At 60.2% G+C, this 19896-nt stretch carries 19 protein-coding genes, 1 tRNA gene and 1 pseudogene; 12 read left to right on the plus strand and 9 right to left on the minus strand.

Going from position 1 to position 19896, the window contains the following annotated elements; translation table 11 throughout:
• Positions 1-13: 13 nt before the first annotated feature.
• From EAG14_RS07130 to EAG14_RS07160, 7 genes are all read right to left on the minus strand, one after another.
• A complete protein-coding gene (locus EAG14_RS07130) occupies positions 14-706 on the minus strand; it encodes an energy transducer TonB (protein WP_099655988.1) in 693 nt (230 codons plus the stop codon).
• Positions 707-807: 101 nt separating this feature from the next.
• Positions 808-1080, minus strand: a complete 273-nt coding sequence (locus EAG14_RS07135; protein WP_099655987.1) for a bacterioferritin-associated ferredoxin — start codon at positions 1078-1080, stop codon at positions 808-810.
• 160 nt (positions 1081-1240) lie between these two features.
• Complete coding sequence (locus EAG14_RS07140) at positions 1241-2356, minus strand: alpha-hydroxy acid oxidase (RefSeq protein WP_121728466.1); 1116 nt, start codon at positions 2354-2356, stop codon at positions 1241-1243.
• Positions 2357-2473: 117 nt separating this feature from the next.
• Positions 2474-3163, minus strand: a complete 690-nt coding sequence (locus EAG14_RS07145; protein WP_099655985.1) for a Fe2+-dependent dioxygenase — start codon at positions 3161-3163, stop codon at positions 2474-2476.
• Between the two features lie 48 nt (positions 3164-3211).
• The gene (locus EAG14_RS07150; protein WP_121728467.1) at positions 3212-5410 is read right to left on the minus strand and encodes a TonB-dependent siderophore receptor; all 2199 of its coding nucleotides are present in this window, start codon (positions 5408-5410) and stop codon (positions 3212-3214) included.
• Between the two features lie 367 nt (positions 5411-5777).
• Entirely contained in the window at positions 5778-6095 is a 318-nt protein-coding gene (locus EAG14_RS07155) for an SWIB/MDM2 domain-containing protein (RefSeq protein WP_099658705.1), read from the minus strand.
• 222 nt (positions 6096-6317) lie between these two features.
• Positions 6318-7277, minus strand: coding sequence for a DMT family transporter (locus tag EAG14_RS07160; protein ID WP_121728468.1), 960 nt, complete (start codon positions 7275-7277; stop codon positions 6318-6320).
• Positions 7278-7305: 28 nt separating this feature from the next.
• On the opposite strand from EAG14_RS07160, the gene EAG14_RS07165 reads away from it, so the two are divergent.
• From EAG14_RS07165 to EAG14_RS07220, 12 genes are all read left to right on the plus strand, one after another.
• A complete protein-coding gene (locus EAG14_RS07165) occupies positions 7306-7713 on the plus strand; it encodes a gamma-glutamylcyclotransferase (protein ID WP_099741556.1) in 408 nt (135 codons plus the stop codon).
• A gap of 270 nt (positions 7714-7983) precedes the next feature.
• Positions 7984-9315 carry an isocitrate lyase gene (gene aceA, locus EAG14_RS07170; RefSeq protein ID WP_099655981.1) on the plus strand — a complete coding sequence of 444 codons (1332 nt, stop codon included), beginning with the start codon at positions 7984-7986 and terminating at the stop codon, positions 9313-9315.
• Between the two features lie 293 nt (positions 9316-9608).
• A complete protein-coding gene (gene thrS / locus EAG14_RS07175) occupies positions 9609-11528 on the plus strand; it encodes a threonine--tRNA ligase (RefSeq protein ID WP_121728469.1) in 1920 nt (639 codons plus the stop codon).
• A gap of 79 nt (positions 11529-11607) precedes the next feature.
• Positions 11608-12213 carry a translation initiation factor IF-3 gene (gene infC, locus EAG14_RS07180; protein ID WP_099655979.1) on the plus strand — a complete coding sequence of 202 codons (606 nt, stop codon included), beginning with the start codon at positions 11608-11610 and terminating at the stop codon, positions 12211-12213.
• Between the two features lie 199 nt (positions 12214-12412).
• On the plus strand, positions 12413-12616 hold the full coding sequence (gene rpmI, locus EAG14_RS07185; RefSeq protein ID WP_008904041.1) for a 50S ribosomal protein L35: 204 nt from the start codon (positions 12413-12415) through the stop codon (positions 12614-12616).
• Between the two features lie 26 nt (positions 12617-12642).
• Complete coding sequence (gene rplT / locus EAG14_RS07190) at positions 12643-13002, plus strand: 50S ribosomal protein L20 (protein WP_027475500.1); 360 nt, start codon at positions 12643-12645, stop codon at positions 13000-13002.
• Positions 13003-13103: 101 nt separating this feature from the next.
• Positions 13104-14156 (plus strand): phenylalanine--tRNA ligase subunit alpha, encoded by a 1053-nt coding sequence (gene pheS / locus EAG14_RS07195; protein WP_099655978.1) that lies wholly within the window; start codon positions 13104-13106, stop codon positions 14154-14156.
• Positions 14157-14278: 122 nt separating this feature from the next.
• Complete coding sequence (pheT, locus tag EAG14_RS07200; RefSeq protein WP_121728470.1) at positions 14279-16729, plus strand: phenylalanine--tRNA ligase subunit beta; 2451 nt, start codon at positions 14279-14281, stop codon at positions 16727-16729.
• 13 nt (positions 16730-16742) lie between these two features.
• Positions 16743-17084, plus strand: a complete 342-nt coding sequence (locus tag EAG14_RS07205; protein WP_099655976.1) for an integration host factor subunit alpha — start codon at positions 16743-16745, stop codon at positions 17082-17084.
• 100 nt (positions 17085-17184) lie between these two features.
• Entirely contained in the window at positions 17185-17601 is a 417-nt protein-coding gene (locus EAG14_RS07210) for a MerR family transcriptional regulator (RefSeq protein WP_121728471.1), read from the plus strand.
• Between the two features lie 34 nt (positions 17602-17635).
• Positions 17636-17712: transfer RNA gene (locus tag EAG14_RS07215), tRNA-Pro, on the plus strand.
• Positions 17713-17791: 79 nt separating this feature from the next.
• Positions 17792-18091: a single-stranded DNA-binding protein gene (locus EAG14_RS07220; protein WP_099741552.1), complete on the plus strand. Its 300-nt coding sequence runs from the start codon at positions 17792-17794 to the stop codon at positions 18089-18091.
• Positions 18092-18226: 135 nt separating this feature from the next.
• Here the strand turns inward: EAG14_RS07220 and EAG14_RS07225 are convergent, their stop codons facing one another.
• Positions 18227-18418, minus strand: coding sequence for a hypothetical protein (locus EAG14_RS07225; RefSeq protein ID WP_099741551.1), 192 nt, complete (start codon positions 18416-18418; stop codon positions 18227-18229).
• A gap of 333 nt (positions 18419-18751) precedes the next feature.
• Positions 18752-19889: pseudogene (locus EAG14_RS07230) on the minus strand (IS3 family transposase).
• Positions 19890-19896: the final 7 nt, after the last annotated feature.

Below are 19896 nucleotides of genomic sequence, written 5' to 3' on the forward strand. Positions count from 1 at the left end.
AAACTCCTGATGATTATTCGAGAACAAAATTGACGGGGACCAGGTTCCACATGGTTTCGGGAACACCGTTGCGTTTGCCGGGCACAAAGCGCCAGCGCATCACGGCTTCCTGGGCCTGGCGGTCCAGGCGTTCGTAGCCGCTGGACTTGTTGACTTCCACCTTCTGCGGCGTGCCGTCGGTGCCGATCAGCACGCGCAGCACCACCTTGCCTTGCTCACCCATGCGCTTGCTGATGGCGGGGTAGCTGGGCTTGGGGTTGTTGAGGTAAGCCGCATCGCTGGAGGGCAGCTCGATCTTGGGCGGGGCCGGGGGCGCGGGTGGCGCTGCAGGCGCGGCGGCCACGGGCTCGGTGATGGGGGGCGCGGGGGGCTGCGGCGTGGTGGCCCCGGTGGGCGCATTGGGCGCCGGAGTGGGGTCGTTGATGGCCAGCGGCATGGGCGCTGGCTTGGGGGCTTGCACTTTGGGCGCTGTCTTGGGGGCAGGCGGTGTTGGCGCGGGCTTGGGCGGTGGCGGCGCCACCTTGGGGGCTGGCGGGTTGATGAACTCGCTGAGCAGTTCGGCAGGAACAATGATCTCTGCCGCCTTGCGCACCAAGCCCGACTGCAGGGCCCAGATGGCAGCCACGTGAAAGAGCACGACGCTGCTGACGATGACGGTGTTGCGACTCAAGCCCCCGGCAGGGGCAAAACGATCAGGCTGCGACATAAAAATGATAGCTGCTAGCGCTTACAGAATAAGCGCTAGAGGCCTAAATGACCTTTGATTTTATTTGCGAAAGATCCACCAGGCGGAGCCCGCCACCAGGATCAGGCTGCCTGCGAGTGTAGAGAGGAGGTCCATGCCTTGCTTTCCGTGATGGAGCTGGCAAGCTGGATCGTCTGCGGCACAGATTCATTGTGCACCGCAGCAATCGGATGGGTTGCACTGCATTGCGCCACCACGTCGCGGGCGCAGCTTTCGCAGCGGCCGCATTGGGTGGCAACGCCCAGCTCGAACTGGATTTCGTCAAAGCTCAGACCTGCCCGGGCGTGGCGGGCAATTTCTCGGTCCGAAACTCGGCGGCATACGCAGACGATCATGGCGGCAAGCAGAGTAGCTGGCTGTTGGTAATGACTGAATTATAAATACGAATCCATCGCATTTGCAATGCATTCCCTTGCGCCCGTGGGGTTGACAGTGCGCAAGCCGCTTTGCAACAGGGACTTGCGCCTGTTCAATGGCGGCCCAGCAGTCTGCCCATCAGTCTGCCGACAGGGCTGCCGGTGCGTCTGCCAGGGTTTTGCAGCCTGTGAGAGCCATGGCCACCTCCAGCTCATCGCGCAGCAAGCGCAGCACGTGGGCGACCCCCGCTGCACCAGCATGGGCCAGCCCGTGCACGGCGGGCCTGCCTACCAGCACCGCGCTGGCACCCAGCGCCATGGCTTTGAGCACATCGGTGCCCCGGCGTATACCGCCATCCACCAGCACGGGCACTGCGCCCGCCACGGCCTGCGCAATGCGGTGCAGGGCCAGGGCGGTGGGCGGGGCGGTATCGAGCGTGCGGCCACCGTGGTTGGAGACGATGATCCCGTCGGCCCCCACCGCCATCGCCTGGACAGCGTCGGCCGGGTGCAGCACGCCTTTGAGCAGCACGGGCAGGCGGGTGATGGATTTGAGCCAGGCGATGTCGTCCCAGGTGGGGGCTTGGTGCAGCAGGCCATCGAACAGTGCGCTTTGCCCGGGCTGCAGGGCCAGGGTGGGCGGGGGCTGCAGGCCGGCCAGGTTCACCGGGCCGATGCCGGGCGGCAGGTGGAAGTGGGCGCGGCGCTCCCGGTCGCGGATGCCGCTGGTGGGGGCGTCCACGGTCAGCACCAGGGCCTCGTAGCCTGCGGCTTCGGCGCGTTGCACCAGGGCCTGGGTAAAGCCCCGGTCGTGCTGTAGATACAGCTGAAACCACAGCGGCCCACGCCCTGGGTCGCTGAGCACCGCCTGCGCGATGGGCTCCAGCGGCAGGCTGGCCTGGGTGCTGAGCACCAGTCCCGCGCCCAGCGCGGCGGCGGCGTAGGCGGTGGCCAGTTCGCCGTCAGGGTGGGCCATGCGCTGGAACGCAATGGGCGCCAGCAAGATGGGGTGCGCCAGCGTGCGGCCCAGCAGGCTGACGCGGGTGTGCCCGCCCGCCAGGGGGCGCAGCACGCGCGGCCACAGGGTCAGGGCGTCCCACGCGCTGCGGTTGGCGCGCAGGGTGATCTCATCGGCCGCGCCGCCACTGAAGTAGGCCCAGGCGTTGTCGTCCACGTGCTGACGGGCGTGCTGTTCGTGGTCGGCCAGGGACACCACGTTGGGTGGAACCTTTTGCAGTGCGGGGGAATGGGTCATTGCAATGAAAAAAGCACCTGGCGCTTGTCGGGTAAGCGCGAGGTGCTATTAAAAAGAGAGTGATTTGAAACGATTGGCAGGCATCGGGTGATGCTGCCAGGGCCTTTGCGCAGGCTCTTACACATCGGCCCACATGCGCAGCAGGTTGTGGTACGTGCCCGACAGCGCAATCACTGCGGGGTCGGTCTCGCCCACACTTTGGCGCAGTTTGAGCAAGGCCATGTCCATGTCAAACAGCAACTGGCGTTGCTCCAGCCCACGCACCATGCTCTCCACCCAGAAGAAGCTGCAGATGCGGTGCCCGCGTGTGACGGGCGAGACCTGGTGCACGGTGCTGCTGGGGTAAAGAATCAGGTCGCCTGCGGGCAGTTTGATGCGCTTTTCGCCCAGGGCCTGGGCAATGACCAGCTCGCCACCGTCGTAGTCTTCGGGCGCGGTCAAAAACAGGGTGCAAGACAGATCGCTGCGCACCCAGCAGCCATCGGCCTTGGAGTGCATGACGGCGCTGTCCACATGGTTGCCGTAGTAGTTGGCGCCGTCGCCGTAGTTGTTGAACAGCGGGTTGAAGATGCGCCGTGGCAGGGCCGCTGAAAAAAACAGGGCACTGCGGTGCACGGCCGCCTTGACTTTGGCCTGCAGCTGGGCAGACAGCTCGCTGGCTTGCGACAGCTGCAGGTTGTTCTTCTGGTGCAAGGCCTGCCCACCCGCACTGCGTGCCCCGTCCACCCAGGGGGCGTCTGCGCCGAGCGATTGCCTGAAAAAGGCGATTTCCTCTGGGGTCAGAACGTTCTGGATGTGCAGGAACATGGTGTGCAGGCGGTTACAGGCTTTACAGGCAGCGGGTTGGGCTGCGGATCAGAAGCGGGTCTTCAGGGTGAGCTGGACCGAGCGGGCGGCGCCAGGGACGTAGAAGCCGCGGTACAGCGAGTCGGCATAGACCTTGTCAAACAGGTTGTTCACGTTGAGTTTGACGGAGGTCTTGTCGTCGATAGCGTACTCGACCATGGCATCGATCACGCCGAAGCCGCTGGCGTACACCGCACGCGAGCCTTCGGGGTTTTGCTTGCCACGGTAGGTCACGCCAGCACCTGCACGGATCTTGGAGGTGATGGCGTAGGTGCTCCACACGCTGCCGCTGTGCTTGGGGGTGAGGCCAGGGCGGTCGCCTTGCACCTGCGCACCACCACCGTTGGCGGCCAGGGCCACATTGCTGCGGTCGATCTTGGCTTCAGGAATCCAGGTGTGGTTCCAGAACACTTCCCACTGGGGCGAGATGCGGCCAGCCAGGTTGAACTCCATACCCGTGGCGTGGCGCTTGCCCGACAGCAGCTCTTGCGCAGCGGCGGTGTCAGGGTCGGTGTTGCGCTCGTTGTATTTCTCGCTGTAGAACATGGCCACACCCAGCAGGGCACGGCGTTCAAACAGCTCGAACTTGCTGCCGATTTCGATGTTGCGGCTCTTCTCGGGCGGCGTGGCAGCCGTGCGGTTGGTGGCGCTGCTCAGGTTGATGCCGTACTGGTACGTGTCGCCCGAGGTGTTGTACGAAGTGCCGTACGACACGTAGTACGAAGACAGTTCGTTGGGCTGGAAGATCAGGCCGACACGGGGGCTGACCAGGCTGTCGGAGACTTCGTTGGTCACGGAGCCTGCCGCATTGCGGTAGGAGTTCTTGAAGTCGTCATAGCGCAGGCCGCCCACCAGCTTCAGCGTGTCGGTCAACGACATGGTGTCTTGTGCGTACAGGCCCAGGTTGCGCGACTTGAAGGTGTTCCACTGCACGGGCGTGCGGCCATCGACCACGGCAGCGCCGTTGTCCGGTGCGCCCACGATGGTGGTGGGGCGGGCCGTGGTGTTGGCGTAGTTCTGGTTGCGCTTGGCATCGTCGTCGTAGTAGTCGACGCCAGCCAGCACGGCGTGCTTCTTGCCACCCCAGTTGAAGGTGTTGCTGTAGTCGCTTTGCGCTTGCAGCACATCGCTTTCGCCAATGCGGCCCTTGGAGCCACGGGTCAGCACCGTGCTGTCGTTGATCTGCCCGAGGGTGATGGCGCTGTTCTGGAAGCCAATGGTGCTGGCCAGCATGTCGCGCTTGTAGTTGCCCCAGCGCAGGCGGGTGTTCAGCTCGCCGCCGTCGTTAAAACGGTGGATGTGCCCCAGCGTGACGTACTTCGACTCGGTGTTGTTGTAGTCGCTTTGCAGCCCGTAGAAGTTGCGGGCAGGCAAGGTAGTGTTGATCTTGCCGTCGGCCGACAGGCGCCAGGGGTGGTTGTAGATCGGGCGGCCTTCGGTGGTCAGGTAGTAGGCGCCGATCGAGAATTCGTCGCGCGTGCCAATGCCCCAGGCAAAGGTGGGCGCAATACCGCGCTTGTCTTGCTTGGCGCCGAAGTTGTCGGATTCCTGCACCATGGCGTTCAGGCGGAAGGCCGCGTTTTCGCCGGTGATGAAGTTGAAGTCGCCTGTGGCGCGGTGGGTGTTGCCCGTGCCGTAGGTGTACGAGGCTTCGTGCTGGTTGATCAGCAAGGGGGCCTTGCTCACCTGGTTGACCACGCCGCCGGTCGAGCCCTTGCCAAACAGCATGGAGGCCGAACCCTTGAGCACTTCAATGCGGTCGTTGTTGAATGTGTCGCGCTCCAGCAGGGGGGCGTCTTTCATGCCATCGTTGTAGATGTCACCGGCCTGGCCCAGCGAGAAGCCGCGCAGACGCACGTCTTCCTCGCCCGTTTCGCCCGCCAGGAAGGTTACGCCCGCCGTGGTGCGCAGCACTTCGCGGAAGTCGTCCTGGTTGCGGTCGTTCATCAGCTTTTCGGTGAACACCGTGACGGACTGGGGGATGTCCTTGATGTCTTGCTTGCCCTTGCCTACGGTGGTTTGCTTGAGCAGCAGGGTGTCCTTGCCTTGGGGGGCGGCTTGCTCTTTCACCGTCACGGTGGGCAAGGCAACCTCAGGGGTGGCGCTGGATTGTGCCCAGCTGCCCATGGAGGCGGCCAGCATCATGGCGCCCAGAGGCAGCAGGGCTTTGTCGGACTGGGGGGCGATGGATGGTGTGGATTGCAGCATGCTGCTGCCGCGCGGTGCGCTTGTTGTTGCCAAGATGGCCTCCGTGGATGGTGTGGTGCGGGTGGTGTGACCCAGGCCCGAAGCGCTGCAACGGCAGTTGCACGGAGAGCGAACGGTGGGCGTACCAAAGCAGACCAGAGGCAGTGGCTAGAACCACAGCGCTACGCTGTGTTGTACATGGCTGTGCATTGTCGGCTGTCACACATTCTATCAAATGAGGGTCATTCTCATTTGTATTGATGTTTGCAAACAACAGCTTTACACAGGTCTTGGAACGGGTTCCTGGGTTCGCCAGGAAGGGGTTTGTGCGCCCCAAAAGCAAAAAGCCGGCAAAGCCGGCTTTTTGCATAACCGATCGGGAGCCCGATCAGCTGACGTGCTTGCCAATCAGGCCAGCCAGTTCAAACATGGAAACCTGGGGCTTGCCAAACAGTTCCTTGAGCTTGGCATCAGCGTTGATGTTGCGCTTGTTGGTGGCGTCTTGCAGGTTGTTGGCCTTGATGTAGACCCACAGCTTGCTGATGATCTCCGTGCGTGGCAGCGGTGCGGCACCGACCACCGCAGCCAGAGCTGGGCTGGGGGTGAGGGCCTTCATGAAGGCCGCGTTAGGGGTGCGCTTTTTTGCCGGTGCTGCAGCCTTGTCGGCGGCGGCTGTCTTTGCCGGGGCTTTTTTTGCAGTTGCCATGTTGGGTTTTTCCTTTTTGGACATCAATCTTCACCAGAGAAAAGCTGCGTTCCCACTGGCCGCCCGATGCTACTTTGAAAAAAACGGGTTTCCAAGGGAGAAAAGGCTTTTTTTGCCTCGATTTGTAGCAAGGGCTACCCGGTGTCACCGATGGGGGTGCCTGTGCTTGACAAATTTTTGACAAAGCGCTGTTTTTGAGCGACTGCGCCAGCTGTCAGGGTGTCATTGCGGCCCACGTCCCACCCGGGCTGCTGCGCGCGATGGAACAGTGGCCAGCAGCACGCTGGCCAGCGCAATACCCAGCGCCAGCATCTGGATGCCCGTCAGTTGTTCGCCCAGCACCAGCACACCTACCAGCGCCGCGCTGACCGGCAGCATGACGGTGAAGATGCCGCCTTGCGCTGCAGGCACCGATTTGAGCCCGGTCATCCAAAGCCACACCGTCCACATGCTGGCGGCCAGCGCATAAAACACCAGCAGCACCCAGTTGCCCGTGCTGACTTGTGCAAAATTGAAGCTCCAGGCGGTGTACAGGCCCAGCGGAGTGGCCAGCACAAAGCCCCACAGGTTGATGAGGGAGGTGATGCGCTTGGGCCCCAGGCTGCCGGTGAGTTTTTTGCCAATGACCGAGTAAGCCGCCTCGCACAGCACTGCTCCAATCAGCAGCAACTGGCCCAGCCAGACCAGGTCGGATGAGTTTTCGCCTTCTAGGGCAATGGCAATTTGCGCTGAATGCTCTGTTTTTGATAGCGAAAGCAGGGCGATGCCCAGCACAGCCAGTGCCACGGCGGCCCAGGTGCGGGGGGCAATGCGTTCGCGCAGAAAGGCCCAGCTCATCACGGCCACTGCTGCAGGAATGGCCGCCATGGTCACCCCAGCGGAGAGTGCATTCGTCAGGCTGACGCCAAACAGCATGCACAGGGTGAACAGGAAGTTGCCCAGCAATGACTCCAGAAAGAGCAGTCTTTTGGTTTGGGGGCTCAGCGGGGGCTCTTGCACCGGTTTGCGCAACCAGCTCAGCATGGCCAGCCCGCCGATGCCAAAGCGCAACCAAGCCAGCAAAAACACGGGAATGGCGGCCGCCAGAGGCTTGGACAGTGCCACGTAGCTGCCCACCAGGGCCATGCTGAGTGCCAGGCAAAAGTAGGAAACGGTGCGGTTGGGGTGGGGCACTAGACTCATCGGTTCACCAAATCAAGGAGCCCGCATCATGCCCGATGAGCCATTGCCGCCACGGCAGGCGCGCTGTGTTTTTGTCTATGGCACTTTGCGCGCGGGTGGGGCCAATGACATCCGGCGGCTGCACCCTGCACCGCAATGGGTGGGCGCAGCCCATGTGTCTGGCGACCTGTACCACCTTGGTGCCTACCCGGGGCTGCTGCTGCGCGCGGGCGGCCCGCCCGTGGTGGGCGAGGTGTATCAGATGGATCCGGCACTGGAGCCCGTGCTGGATGCGATCGAAGGCTTGTTGGGACCGTGCGCGACAGATGAATATGTGAAGCGCGAGGTAGCCGTGCCCTGCAATGGGGCGGTGGTGCGCTGTCTTGTGTATGAAATCAACCCTCGCTATGTTGCCAATGCGGCATGCATCGTGCATGGGGATTGGATGAAGGCCTGACTCTTGTGGGTGGTCGATATTTTGTATTGCGGAAATGTGTTTTTGCAATGCGAAATAAAGAGTTTGGTGCGACGCCGCAAATTTTCTCAATATGAGAAAACAACTCTCGCATTGAGATATTTGTACTCTAAGTAATTGTTTTAAAACAAGAAAATTTATATCTTCTATAAGACATAAGAGCTTGCTCAACTCTTATAGAAGACTTAGAGTTATCTCCATGGGCAGCAGCGAAGCCGCCCGGTGTTTTCAACCAACCTCAGGAGTGTCCACATGCCTCAATCCCTCAACGAACAACTGAGCCGCGAACAGCAAATTGCCGCCCTGGAAAAAGACTGGGCCCAGAACCCCCGCTGGAAGGGTGTGAAGCGCGGCTACTCCGCAGCCGACGTGGTGCGTCTGCGCGGCTCGCTGCCCATCGAGCACACCCTGGCCAAGCGTGGTGCTGAAAAACTGTGGGACAAGATCAACGGCGGCGCCAAGAAGGGCTATGTGAACGCGTTCGGCGCCATCTCCGCCGGCCAGGCCATGCAGCAAGCCAAGGCAGGCCTTGAAGCCGTGTACCTGTCGGGCTGGCAAGTGGCCGCTGACGGCAACACGTCTGAGACCATGTACCCCGACCAGTCGCTGTACGCCTACGACTCGGTGCCCACCATGGTTCGCCGCATCAACAACACCTTCAAGCGCGCTGATGAAATCCAGTGGGGCCGTGGCATCAACCCCGGCGACAAGGAATTCATCGACTACTTCCTGCCCATCGTGGCGGACGCTGAAGCCGGTTTCGGCGGTGTTCTGAACGCATTCGAGTTGATGAAGAACATGATCCAGTCGGGCGCTGCTGGCGTGCACTTTGAAGACCAACTGGCTGCGGTGAAGAAGTGTGGCCACATGGGCGGCAAGGTGCTGGTGCCCACCCAAGAAGCCTGCGAGAAGCTGATTGCAGCACGTTTTGCCGCTGATGTGATGGGCGTGTCCACCATCGTGCTGGCCCGCACCGATGCCGAAGCCGCCAACCTGATTACGTCCGACCACGACGCCAACGACAAGCCCTTCCTGACCGGCGAGCGCACGCAAGAAGGCTTCTACCGCGTCAAGAACGGCCTGGAACAAGCCATCAGCCGTGGCGTCGCCTACGCCCCCTACGCCGACCTGGTGTGGTGCGAAACCGGCGTGCCAGACATCGGCTTCGCCCGCGAATTTGCGCAAGCTGTGCACGCTGCCTGCCCCGGCAAGCTGCTGTCGTACAACTGCTCGCCTTCGTTCAACTGGAAGAAGAACCTCAACGACAAGCAGATCGCTTCCTTCCAGGAAGACCTGTCGGCTCTGGGTTACAAGTACCAGTTCATCACGTTGGCTGGCATCCACATCAACTGGTACAACACTTTCCAGTTCGCCCATGCATACGCCAACGGCGAAGGTATGAAGCACTACACGGAAATGGTGCAAGAGCCTGAATTTGCCGCGCGCGAAAAGGGCTACACCTTCGTTTCGCACCAGCAAGAAGTGGGCGCAGGCTACTTCGACGACGTGACCACGGTGATCCAGGGCGGCTCGTCCTCCGTGAAGGCCCTGTCGGGTTCGACCGAAGAAGAGCAGTTCCACTGATCTGCGCGGCTGCTCGCGCTATCTGAGCCCGGGCATGCCCGGGCTTTTTTCTGGCTGCTGGCAAGGGATGGTTAAAATATCAGCAAGATTGATTCACAAGAGCGAGAAAGGCATCCTGGTTATGACACCGCGAACTACGACGGAGATCCTTACCGGCCACTAGTGGCTGGCCGTTCGCGCCTGTACGAGATGCACTCTCCCTTCCAAAAAGCGCGGCCGGTTCCGCGCTTTTTTGTTTTGAATTTTTCGTGGGCCTTTGCTGCCCGCTGCCTCTTATCTTTACGGACATCCCCATGATTCACATTACGCTCCCTGATGGCTCGCAGCGCGAATTTCCTGGCCCGGTCACGGTGGCTGAAGTCGCTGCATCGATCGGCACTGGCTTGGCCAAAGCGGCACTGGCGGGCAAGATTGGCGAGAAGGTAGTGGACACCAGCTACCAGATCACGGCAGACAGCCCCTTGTCCATCGTGACCGCCAAGGATGCCGATGGCCTGGAGGTCATTCGCCACTCGACCGCTCACTTGCTGGCTTATGCGGTCAAGCAGTTGTTTCCTGATGCGCAGGTGACCATTGGTCCGGTGATCGAAAACGGCTTTTATTACGACTTTGCTTACAAGCGCCCCTTCACGCCTGAGGACTTGGTGGCGATCGAAAAACGCATGGCCGAATTGGTCGCCAAAGACGAGCCGGTGGTGCGTCGGGTGCTGCCGCGCGACGAGGCTGTGGCTTATTTCAAGGGCCTGGGCGAGCACTACAAGGCAGAGATCATTGCCAGCATCCCTAGCAATGAAGATGTGAGCCTGTACCGCGAAGGTGACTTTGAAGACCTGTGCCGTGGCCCTCACGTGCCCAGCACCGGCAAACTGAAGTTCTTCAAGCTCATGAAGGTGGCGGGCGCCTATTGGCGCGGCGATCATCGCAACGAGATGCTGCAGCGCGTGTATGGCACCGCCTGGGCGTCCAAGGACGATTTGCAGCAGTACCTCACGATGCTGGAAGAGGCTGAAAAGCGCGATCACCGCAAACTGGGGCGTGAGCTGGATCTGTTCCACATCGACGAGCACTCGCCCGGTACGGTGTTTTGGCACCCCAAGGGCTGGACGGTGTGGCAAGAAGTGGAGCAGTACATGCGCCGCGTGTACCGTGACAACGGCTACCAAGAAGTCAAGGCGCCTCAGATCCTGGACCAGAGCCTGTGGGAGAAAACAGGGCACTGGGACAAGTACCGCGAAAACATGTTCGTGACCGAGTCGGAAAAGCGCGATTACGCGCTCAAGCCGATGAACTGCCCTGGACACATCATCATTTTCAAGCAGGGCATCAAGAGCTACCGCGACTTGCCGCTGCGGTTTGGTGAGTTTGGCCAATGCCACCGCAACGAACCCACGGGTGGGTTGCACGGCATCATGCGCGTGCGCGCTTTCACGCAAGACGATGGCCACATTTTCTGTGCCGAGGACCAAATCCAGTCTGAAGTGGTGGCGTTCACTCGGTTGCTGCAAAAGGTCTACAAGGACTTTGGCTTTTCGGACATCATTTACAAGCTGTCTACCCGCCCAGAAAAGCGCATTGGCTCCGAAGAAAGCTGGGATCGTGCCGAGCAGGCGCTGGCCGATGGCTTGCGCGCGTCAGGTTGCGATTTTGAATACCTGCCGGGCGAAGGCGCGTTCTACGGTCCCAAAATCGAATACACGCTGAAAGATGCGTTGGGTCGCCCGTGGCAATGCGGCACGATCCAGGTGGACCCCAACCTGCCAGAGCGCCTGGATGCGGAGTTTGTAGGTGAGGACGGCGCACGCCACCGGCCCATCATGCTGCACCGCGCCATCGTGGGCAGTCTGGAGCGCTTTATTGGTATCTTGATCGAGCAGCACTCTGGTGCGCTGCCCACTTGGCTCGCGCCAGTGCAGGTTTCGGTGCTCAATATCACCGACTCGCAAGCCGATTACTGTCGTGAAATTGCAGCAAAACTGCAAAAAGCGCTGCCCAATCAAGGCCTTAGGGTGGCCGTGGACCTGCGCAACGAGAAGATTACGTATAAAATACGTGAGCATTCGTTGCAGAAGCTGCCATACATCCTCGTCGCGGGTGACAAGGAAAAGGCGGCAGGAGCCGTCGCAGTGCGCGCCCGAGGCAATCGTGACCTCGGTGTAATGTCTGTGGATGCGTTCATCGAACTCATCGCCAAAGACATTGCTGACAAAGCCTGATTTTGAATGAATCTAGCTCTGGGGCACGCCAGTTGCGCGGGTGTAGCTACAATTTTCGTAGCATTTTGATTCAAGGAAGATAGCCATCGCTACTGAATTTCGTGATCGTCGCCACCGTGAAGAGCGCAAACACCGCCTGAACCGTGAAATCATGGCCCCAGAAGTTCGTCTCTCTGGGCCTGAGAACGAGCCTTTGGGCGTGGTGAGTTTGATGGAAGCCTTGCGCATGGCGGGCGAGCTGGATGTGGATCTGGTGGAGATTGCTGCTACAGCCAATCCCCCAGTGTGCCGCCTGATGGACTACGGTAAGTTCAAGTACCAGGAACAAAAACGCGCTGCCGAAGCCAAGGCCAAGCAGACGGTCATCGAGATCAAGGAAGTCAAGTTCCGTCCTGGTACGGATGATGGCGACTACAACATCAAGATGCGCAACATTCGCCGCTTTTTGGCGGATGGTGACAAGTGCAAGATCACCTTGCGTTTTCGCGGACGCGAAATCACCCACCAGGAACTCGGTTTGGCTCTGCTCAACCGTATCCGTGATGAGTTGGCAGACTCCATCCTCGTCGAGCAGTTTCCCAAGCTGGAAGGCCGCCAGATGATCATGATGATTGCCCCTGGTAAGAAAAAGCCTGCTGCAGCAAAGCCTGCGGCGGAGAATGCCGCTGGCGGTACTCCTGCTTGAGCAGGGACCGTCCTGGTGTGATTCGGATTCGATAGGTTTGTGGGTGTGCCATCTGTCAAAGGATGGGGCGCCTGGCAAAGGCGGTGCTTGCACCGCCAAACCCTGAGGGGTGACCTTCAGGGTAGAAGTGGCTCGGGGCCAACAAGTTTGCAGATCGGTTTGCAAACGCCTCACGAGCACAACTAAAAGGAGCATTCAAATGCCCAAAATGAAAACCAAGAGCAGCGCGAAAAAACGTTTCCGCGTTCGTCCAGGTGGCACCGTCAAGCGCGGTCAAGCCTTCAAGCGTCACATCTTGACCAAGAAGACCACCAAGAACAAGCGCCATCTGCGTGGTGCGGTTGCTGTGCACGAGACCAATATGGGCTCGATTTCACAGATGCTGCCCGGCATGGGCGTTTAATTTACTGACGAACAAGGAGTACATACATGCCTCGCGTCAAACGTGGTGTAACGGCCCGTGCCCGTCACAAGAAAGTTCTCGCCCTTGCTAAGGGTTTCCGTGGTCGCCGCGGTAACGTCTTCCGTATCGCCAAACAGGCGGTAATGAAGGCTGGGCAATATGCCTACCGTGACCGCCGCACCAAGAAGCGCGTGTTCCGCCAGTTGTGGATCGCCCGTATCAACGCCGCTGCCCGTGAACTGGGCCTGACTTACAGCCAGTTCGCCAACGGCCTGAAGAAGGCATCCATCGAGATCGACCGCAAGATGCTGGCCGACCTCGCCGTGCACGACAAGGCTGCTTTCGGCAGCATCGTGAACCAAGTCAAGGCCAAGCTGGCTGCTTGAGATCACGATAAGGGGCTATCATTTTGATAGCTTCTTGCGCAATAACAGCAAGGGCTAGAGCTTGAAAAGGCACTAGCCCTTGTTTATTTTCAAGAGTCGATATGAACGAGTTGGATTCTCTGGTCGAAAGCGCAACGCAGCTGTTTGCGCAGAGCGCTACCCCTGCCGAACTGGAAAACGCCAAGGCGCAGTTTCTGGGCAAATCAGGCCGTGTGACGGAGCTCATGAAGGGGATGGCGCAGCTGTCCGTCGAAGAGAAGAAGTCCCGTGGCGCCGCCATCAACCTGACCAAGCAAGCGATTGAGGCTGCGCTGACTGCGCGCCGGCAGGCTCTGGCGGATGCGGAACTGCAAGCCCAACTCAAGGCTGAGGCCTTGGATGTGAGTCTGCCAGGGCGTCAGCGCGGCCAAGGCGGCCTGCACCCTGTGTCGCTCACGCTGGAGCGCATTGAGGGCATTTTTGGCTCCATGGGTTTTGATGTGGCCGAAGGCCCCGAGATCGAGACCGACTGGTTCAATTTCACCGCACTGAACACGCCGGAAGACCATCCCGCGCGTTCCATGCACGACACCTTCTACGTGGAGGGCGGCACTGCCACCGCCCCCAACCTGCTGCGCACGCACACCAGCCCGATGCAGATTCGCCATGCCGTGCAGCATGTGAAAAAGCACCGCGCTGCACTGGATGCAGGCCAGTCCATGCCTGAAATCCGTGTCATCGCCCCCGGCCGCACCTACCGTGTGGACAGCGATGCCACGCACTCGCCCATGTTCCACCAGTGCGAAGGCCTGTGGATTGGCGAGAACGTGAGCTTCAAGGATTTGAAGGTCATCTTCACGGACTTTTGCCGCACCTTCTTCGAAAGCGATGACTTGGTGCTGCGCTTTCGCCCCAGCTTTTTCCCCTTCACCGAGCCGAGCGCCGAGATCGATATCCAGTTCCAGACGGGCCCCTTGGCCGGCCGTTGGCTGGAAGTGGCGGGTTCGGGCCAGGTGCACCCCAACGTGGTGCGCAACATGGGGCTCGATCCTGAGAAGTACATCGGCTTCGCCTTCGGCATGGGGCCTGACCGCCTGACCATGCTGCGCTATGGCGTCAACGACCTGCGCCTGTTCTTCGACGGTGACATCCGTTTCCTGTCGCAGTTCCAATAACGCAAAAAAGTGAGCTGGCTGCGTACGTATTTATTGGGTTTCAACGTCATTTCGTTCTGAAGCCCTTGATTGAAAAGCGCCAGCAGCTCCTTTTTTAAGAGCAAACGCCAAAGAATCTCACTATGCAATTTCCCGAGTCCTGGTTGCGCGAATTCTGCAATCCACCGCTGACCACCCAAGAACTGGCCGACACCCTGACCATGGCGGGGCTGGAGGTTGAGGAACTGCGCCCCGTCGCTCCGCCCTTCACCAAGATCGTGGTCGGCGAGATCAAGGAGGCTGTGCAGCACCCTGATGCCGACCGCCTGCGCGTGTGCCAGGTCGATGTGGGGCAGGGCGCCTTGCTCAACATCGTCTGCGGTGCGCCCAATGCCCGTGTGGGCATCAAGGTGCCTTGTGCCTTGGTGGGCGCTGAGTTGCCCCCGGGCGACGATGGCAAACCTTTCCTGATCAAGGTTGGCAAGCTGCGTGGAGTGGAAAGCCAGGGCATGCTGTGCTCGGCCCGTGAGCTCAAGCTGTCGGAAGACCACGGCGGCTTGCTGGAGCTGGACGCATCGGCCCCTGTGGGTCAGGACATCCGCGCGCATTTGAATCTGGATGACACGCTCTTTACCCTCAAGCTCACGCCTAACCTTGCGCATTGCCTGAGCGTCTACGGCATTGCCCGCGAAGTGTCTGCATTGACCGGTGCGCCATTGCAGCAACCGTCGTTCCCGGCCGTGCCAGCCCAGCTGGCAGACAAGCTGCCCGTGAAGGTGAGCGCGCCCGATCTGTGCGGCCGTTTCTCGGGGCGCATCGTGCGCAACGTGAACACGCGCGCTGCGACTCCCCAGTGGATGCTGGACCGCTTGGCCCGCTGCGGTCAGCGTGGTGTGTCGCCACTGGTGGACATCTCGAACTACGTGATGTTTGAGCTGGGCCGCCCCTCGCATATTTTTGACCTCGACAAAATCCACGGTGGCCTGCAAGTCCGCTGGGGCAAGGCCGGTGAGCAGCTCAAGCTGCTCAATGGCAACACGATCACCGTCGATGACAAGGTGGGTGTGATCGCCGATGACAGCCAGGTCGAATCGCTGGCTGGCATCATGGGTGGCGATGCCACGGCGGTGTCTGACGACACGCGCCACATCTACATCGAAGCCGCCTTCTGGTGGCCCAAGGCTGTGGCGGGGCGTTCGCGCCGTTTCAACTTCTCGACCGACGCAGGCCATCGCTTTGAGCGGGGTGTCGACCCTAGCCTGACCGTCGAGCACATCGAGCGCATCACGCAGCTCGTTCTCGATATCTGCGGTACTGCCGATACGGCTTGCGGCCCCATCGATGACCACACGGTCAATCTGCCCACGGCACAGCCTGTCGCATTGCGCGTGGCACGTGCGGCCAAGGTCATTGGTATGCCGCTGACCCAGGCTCAGTGCGTGGACGCGCTCCAGCGCCTGGGGCTGCCGGTGTCTGAATCTGACGGTGTGGTGACGGTAACCCCGCCCAGCTACCGCTTTGACATTGCCATCGAGGAAGACCTGATCGAGGAAGTGGCCCGCATGGTGGGTTACAACAACCTGCCCACCACACCGCCCTTGGCGCCTATCACCCCCAAGCTGCGTGCCGAGGCCCAACGCAGCCCGTTCGCTGTGCGCCGTGTGCTGGCGGGATTGGGGTACCAGGAGACCATCAATTTCAGCTTTGTGGAAGAGCGCTGGGAGCTGCAGTTGGCAGCCAATGCCAACCCTATCAAGCTCCTGAATCCGATTGCCAGCCAGATGAGCGTGATGCGCTCCACCTTGCTGGGCTCGTTGCTGCAAGTGCTCAAGTTCAATCTGGACCGCAAGGCCGAGCGGGTGCGCGTGTTTGAACTGGGTCGCGTGTTTTTGCGCGATGCTTCTGTGGCCAACACCGACACCACGGTCGAGGGCTTTCACCAGCCCATGTGGGTAGCTGGCGTGGCCTATGGTGCCAGCGACATCCTTCAGTGGGGCCGCAAAGAGCAAGGTATTGATTTCTTCGACGTCAAGGGCGATGTCGAGGCCTTGTTGGCGCCGCTGCGTGCCACCTTTGAGCCCGCAACGCACCCTGCCATGCACCCCGGCCGTTGCGCCCGCGTGCTGGTGCAAGGCCGTGCCGTGGGCTTTGTGGGCGAGTTGCATCCGCAATGGCGCCAGTCTTGGGAGTTGCCCCAGGCGCCCGTGATGTTCGAGCTGGAGCTGGACGCCGTGCTGCTGCGCACGGTGCCCCGTTTCACCGCCGTGGCCAAACACCAGGCCGTGGAGCGTGATCTGGCCATCGTTGTGGCAGAGCGTGTGACGCACAGCGAAGTCATGGCGGCGGTCGAGTCTGCCGTGCCTGGCACCTTGCTGCGTTCTGCCGTGTTGTTTGACGTGTACCGCCCCAAGGCGGTGAAGCCCGGCGAAGAGCCATCAACCACTGCAGGCGTGGCGGCAGGTGAAAAGAGCTTGGCGGTGCGCTTGACCTTGGGCAGTGGCGAGGCTTCGCTCACTGAAGCCGAGATTGAGGCGGCGGTGCAGGCCGTCATGGCCCAACTGGTGGCGCGCACGGGCGGCCGCCTGCGCGTTTGATACTGGCGTGGAGATGGCCCAAGTGATTGAATTTGCAGTCGACAGCCTGGAGACCAACGCGCTGACCAAGGCTCAGCTGGCAGACCTTTTGTTTGACCAGATTGGGCTGAACAAGCGCGAGTCCAAAGACATGATCGACGCATTCTTTGACCTCATCGTGCAAAGCCTGATCGAGGGCAAGGATGTGAAGCTGTCGGGGTTTGGCAACTTTCAGATCCGAACCAAAGCCCCCCGGCCCGGGCGCAATCCGCGCACGGGTGAGGCCATTCCCATCCAGGCACGGCGGGTCGTCACCTTCCACGCCAGCAGCAAGCTCAAAGAGCAGATTCAGGGCAGCGCGACAGAGTCCGTGTGAACCTTTTCCTGTTTTGAATGGGAATCCGTGGATTCGCGCTGGCGGCCGTTCGGCCTCTGCAGTACGCTAAGCGGTTTTCGAGTACACCGGTCTTCCCTTCATGGGCACAACGCTTCCTCCTATTCCAGCCAAGCGCTACTTCACCATTGGTGAAGTCGCTGAACTCTGCGGCGTGAAGCCGCATGTGCTGCGCTACTGGGAGCAGGAGTTCACGCAACTGCGTCCCATGAAGCGGCGCGGCAACCGCCGCTATTACCAGCACCATGAAGTGTTGATGATCCGGCGGATACGGGATCTGCTGTACGACCAGGGCTTCACCATCAGCGGCGCACGCAACCGGTTGCAAGAGCTGACGCACCTTGAGCGTGACAACAGCGTGGCGTTGGAGGGCGATAGTCCGGACGCGTTGGGTGCCGAGCTTGCCGATTCTTCCGCTATGGCGGTGCGAAACGACAAGGTTTTGGACTTTGCTACAGTCCGCCAAGAATTGTTGGAGATAAAGGCTCTCCTTTCTTAAGGGGCCTATTTTGTGTATATAATCTAAGTCTTGTCGGCGTGTAGCGCAGCCTGGTAGCGCACTTGCATGGGGTGCAAGGGGTCGCGAGTTCGAATCCCGCCACGCCGACCATTGATAGCAAAAGCCCGGTTCCGAAAGGAGCCGGGCTTTTTTGCTTTGGGCCAGAGCCAGTCTGGAAGTTGAGGATCAGATGATTGATGGTTTGGTGGCAGGCAGGCTGTGGAGCGCTGCCGAGCGTCGGGTGGACAAGGCGGGCAAGTCCTATACGGTGGCGCGCTTGCGTGTGACGGGCGTCGATGTCGATGGCGTGCTCGTCAATCTCATCGCCTTTGATCCCAGGGTGTGCGAGCTTTTGCACGATGCCCAAGAGGGTGAGGCCGTGTCCGTGTCGGGTGCGTTGACCCCCAAGGTCTGGACCGATAAGCAGGGCAATACCAAGCCCGCACTGGACATGGTGGTGCACCGCGTCTTGATGGTGCGTCCAGACTGACTGGAGGTGCTGCATGCCCAAAGCATGCACAGGATTTCAGTGGGCGCCTGCTGAGTCAGCGCGGCAAAAGCGACTGGGACTGTTCAGCCGCGATGTCTATAGCCTTTCAGCGACAGTGCAAGCCTATGGGGGCAATCAGGGTTTGTTTGGCTTTGGTGCCGTGTCAAAGCCGAGTGCGATGAGCTCTTCGGGCGACAGCTCGATCTCTACGACCTCCGGCTGCCGGGGCTCAATGGTTCTGCGCCGCTCATAGCTGGCGGGTGGCTCATTTTGCGTTTGTCGGCGGTCGATGCCGCTTCTGCGGTCGGTGGGGGTTCTGTTTTGCATGGTGTGATGGCCTTTCCAGCGGTGCGCAGAGTCCCGAAAATTGTGGGCAGCCACGCCTACACGTGGCAACCTAGCGGGCGTTCCAAGTGTCCACAATTTGCCGCCATTCGCAAACAAAGTTTGCGCCAACCCACTGAATTTCAGAACCGGCCGAGTGGTCTGTCGGCATAGCCCAAACCCATGAAAAAAGCCCTGACTCTTGCGAATCAGGGCTTTTCATTTGGTGCCGGAGAGATGAATCGAACACCCGACCTTCTCATTACGAAGGCCGGTAGGGCGTATTCGTTGGGCTCTTTTCTCTCTGTGGACTTCACCCGGTTTCGTAGACATATTTCAACTTCCGTTTCGAAGTTGTTCGAATGCCAGCGGACTCAGTTGGTCTAGGTGACTGTGCCGACGGATTCGATTGTAAAAACCTTCGATGTAGTCAAACACATCTGACTTGGCGTCTTGCCTGGTGGCATAGATATGGCGTTTGATTCTCTCCTTCTTCAAGCTGCTGAAGAAGGACTCTGCTACCGCGTTGTCCCAACAGTTTCCACGTCGGCTCATGCTTGGCACCAATTGGTTGTCCTTGCACCAGCGGGCGAAGTCGTCACTGCCAAACTGACTTCCTTGGTCGGAATGGATCATCACTGGACCCGTTGGGCGCCTGCGCCACACTGCCATCGTGAGCGCATCCAACACCAACTCTGTAGCCATGCTGGAGTTCATCGCCCAGCCGACCACCATGCGCGAGTACAGGTCAATTACGGCCGTTAGGTACAACCAGCCCTCATGGGTTCGGATATAGGTAATGTCGGTGACCCACACTTGGTTCGGTAGCGTGACCGTGAACTCACGTTGCAACCGGTTCGGTGCGGCAGTCGCAGGAAGACCGACTCGGTAGCGTGGCCGCTTGTAACCACGCACTGAGCGCAGTTGGGCCTGGCGCATCAGGCGTGCTACACGTTTTTGACCGCACGCCATACCGTCCTCTCGCAAGTCCCGCAGGATGCGTGGGCTTCCATAAATCCCGTGGCTGTCGTCAAAGGATTGCCGAATGCTTGCCAGCAAGACATCGTCGGCTAAGGCGCGTTTGGACTTTGGATTGGCCTTCCAAGCGTAATAGCCACTGCGCTGTACGCGCAGAACGCGGCACATGCTGCTGAGCCGGAACTGGCCTTTATGTTCGGCCATGAATGCGTACTTCACCCGGACAGCTTGGCAAAGTACGTTGCGGCCTTTTTTAGGATGTCGCGCTCCTCATTGGCCCTTTTGAGCTCCGCTTTGAGCCGGGATACCTCGGCCTTGAGCTGGCTTGTCTCTGCCCCCCTGCGCTCGATTGCTCTTTGGCAAGCCGCACCCACAGGTACAGGCTTTTGTCCGACATGCCCAATCGCTTGGCTACATCCACTACCCCATGACCACGCTCGGTCACCTGTTTGACGGCTTCTGCCTTGAACTCAGCCGGGTATCGCACTCTCTTCATTTCTCAC

The sequence above is a fragment of the Acidovorax sp. 1608163 genome (genome assembly GCF_003669015.1).
GTDB lineage: Bacteria > Pseudomonadota > Gammaproteobacteria > Burkholderiales > Burkholderiaceae_C > Acidovorax.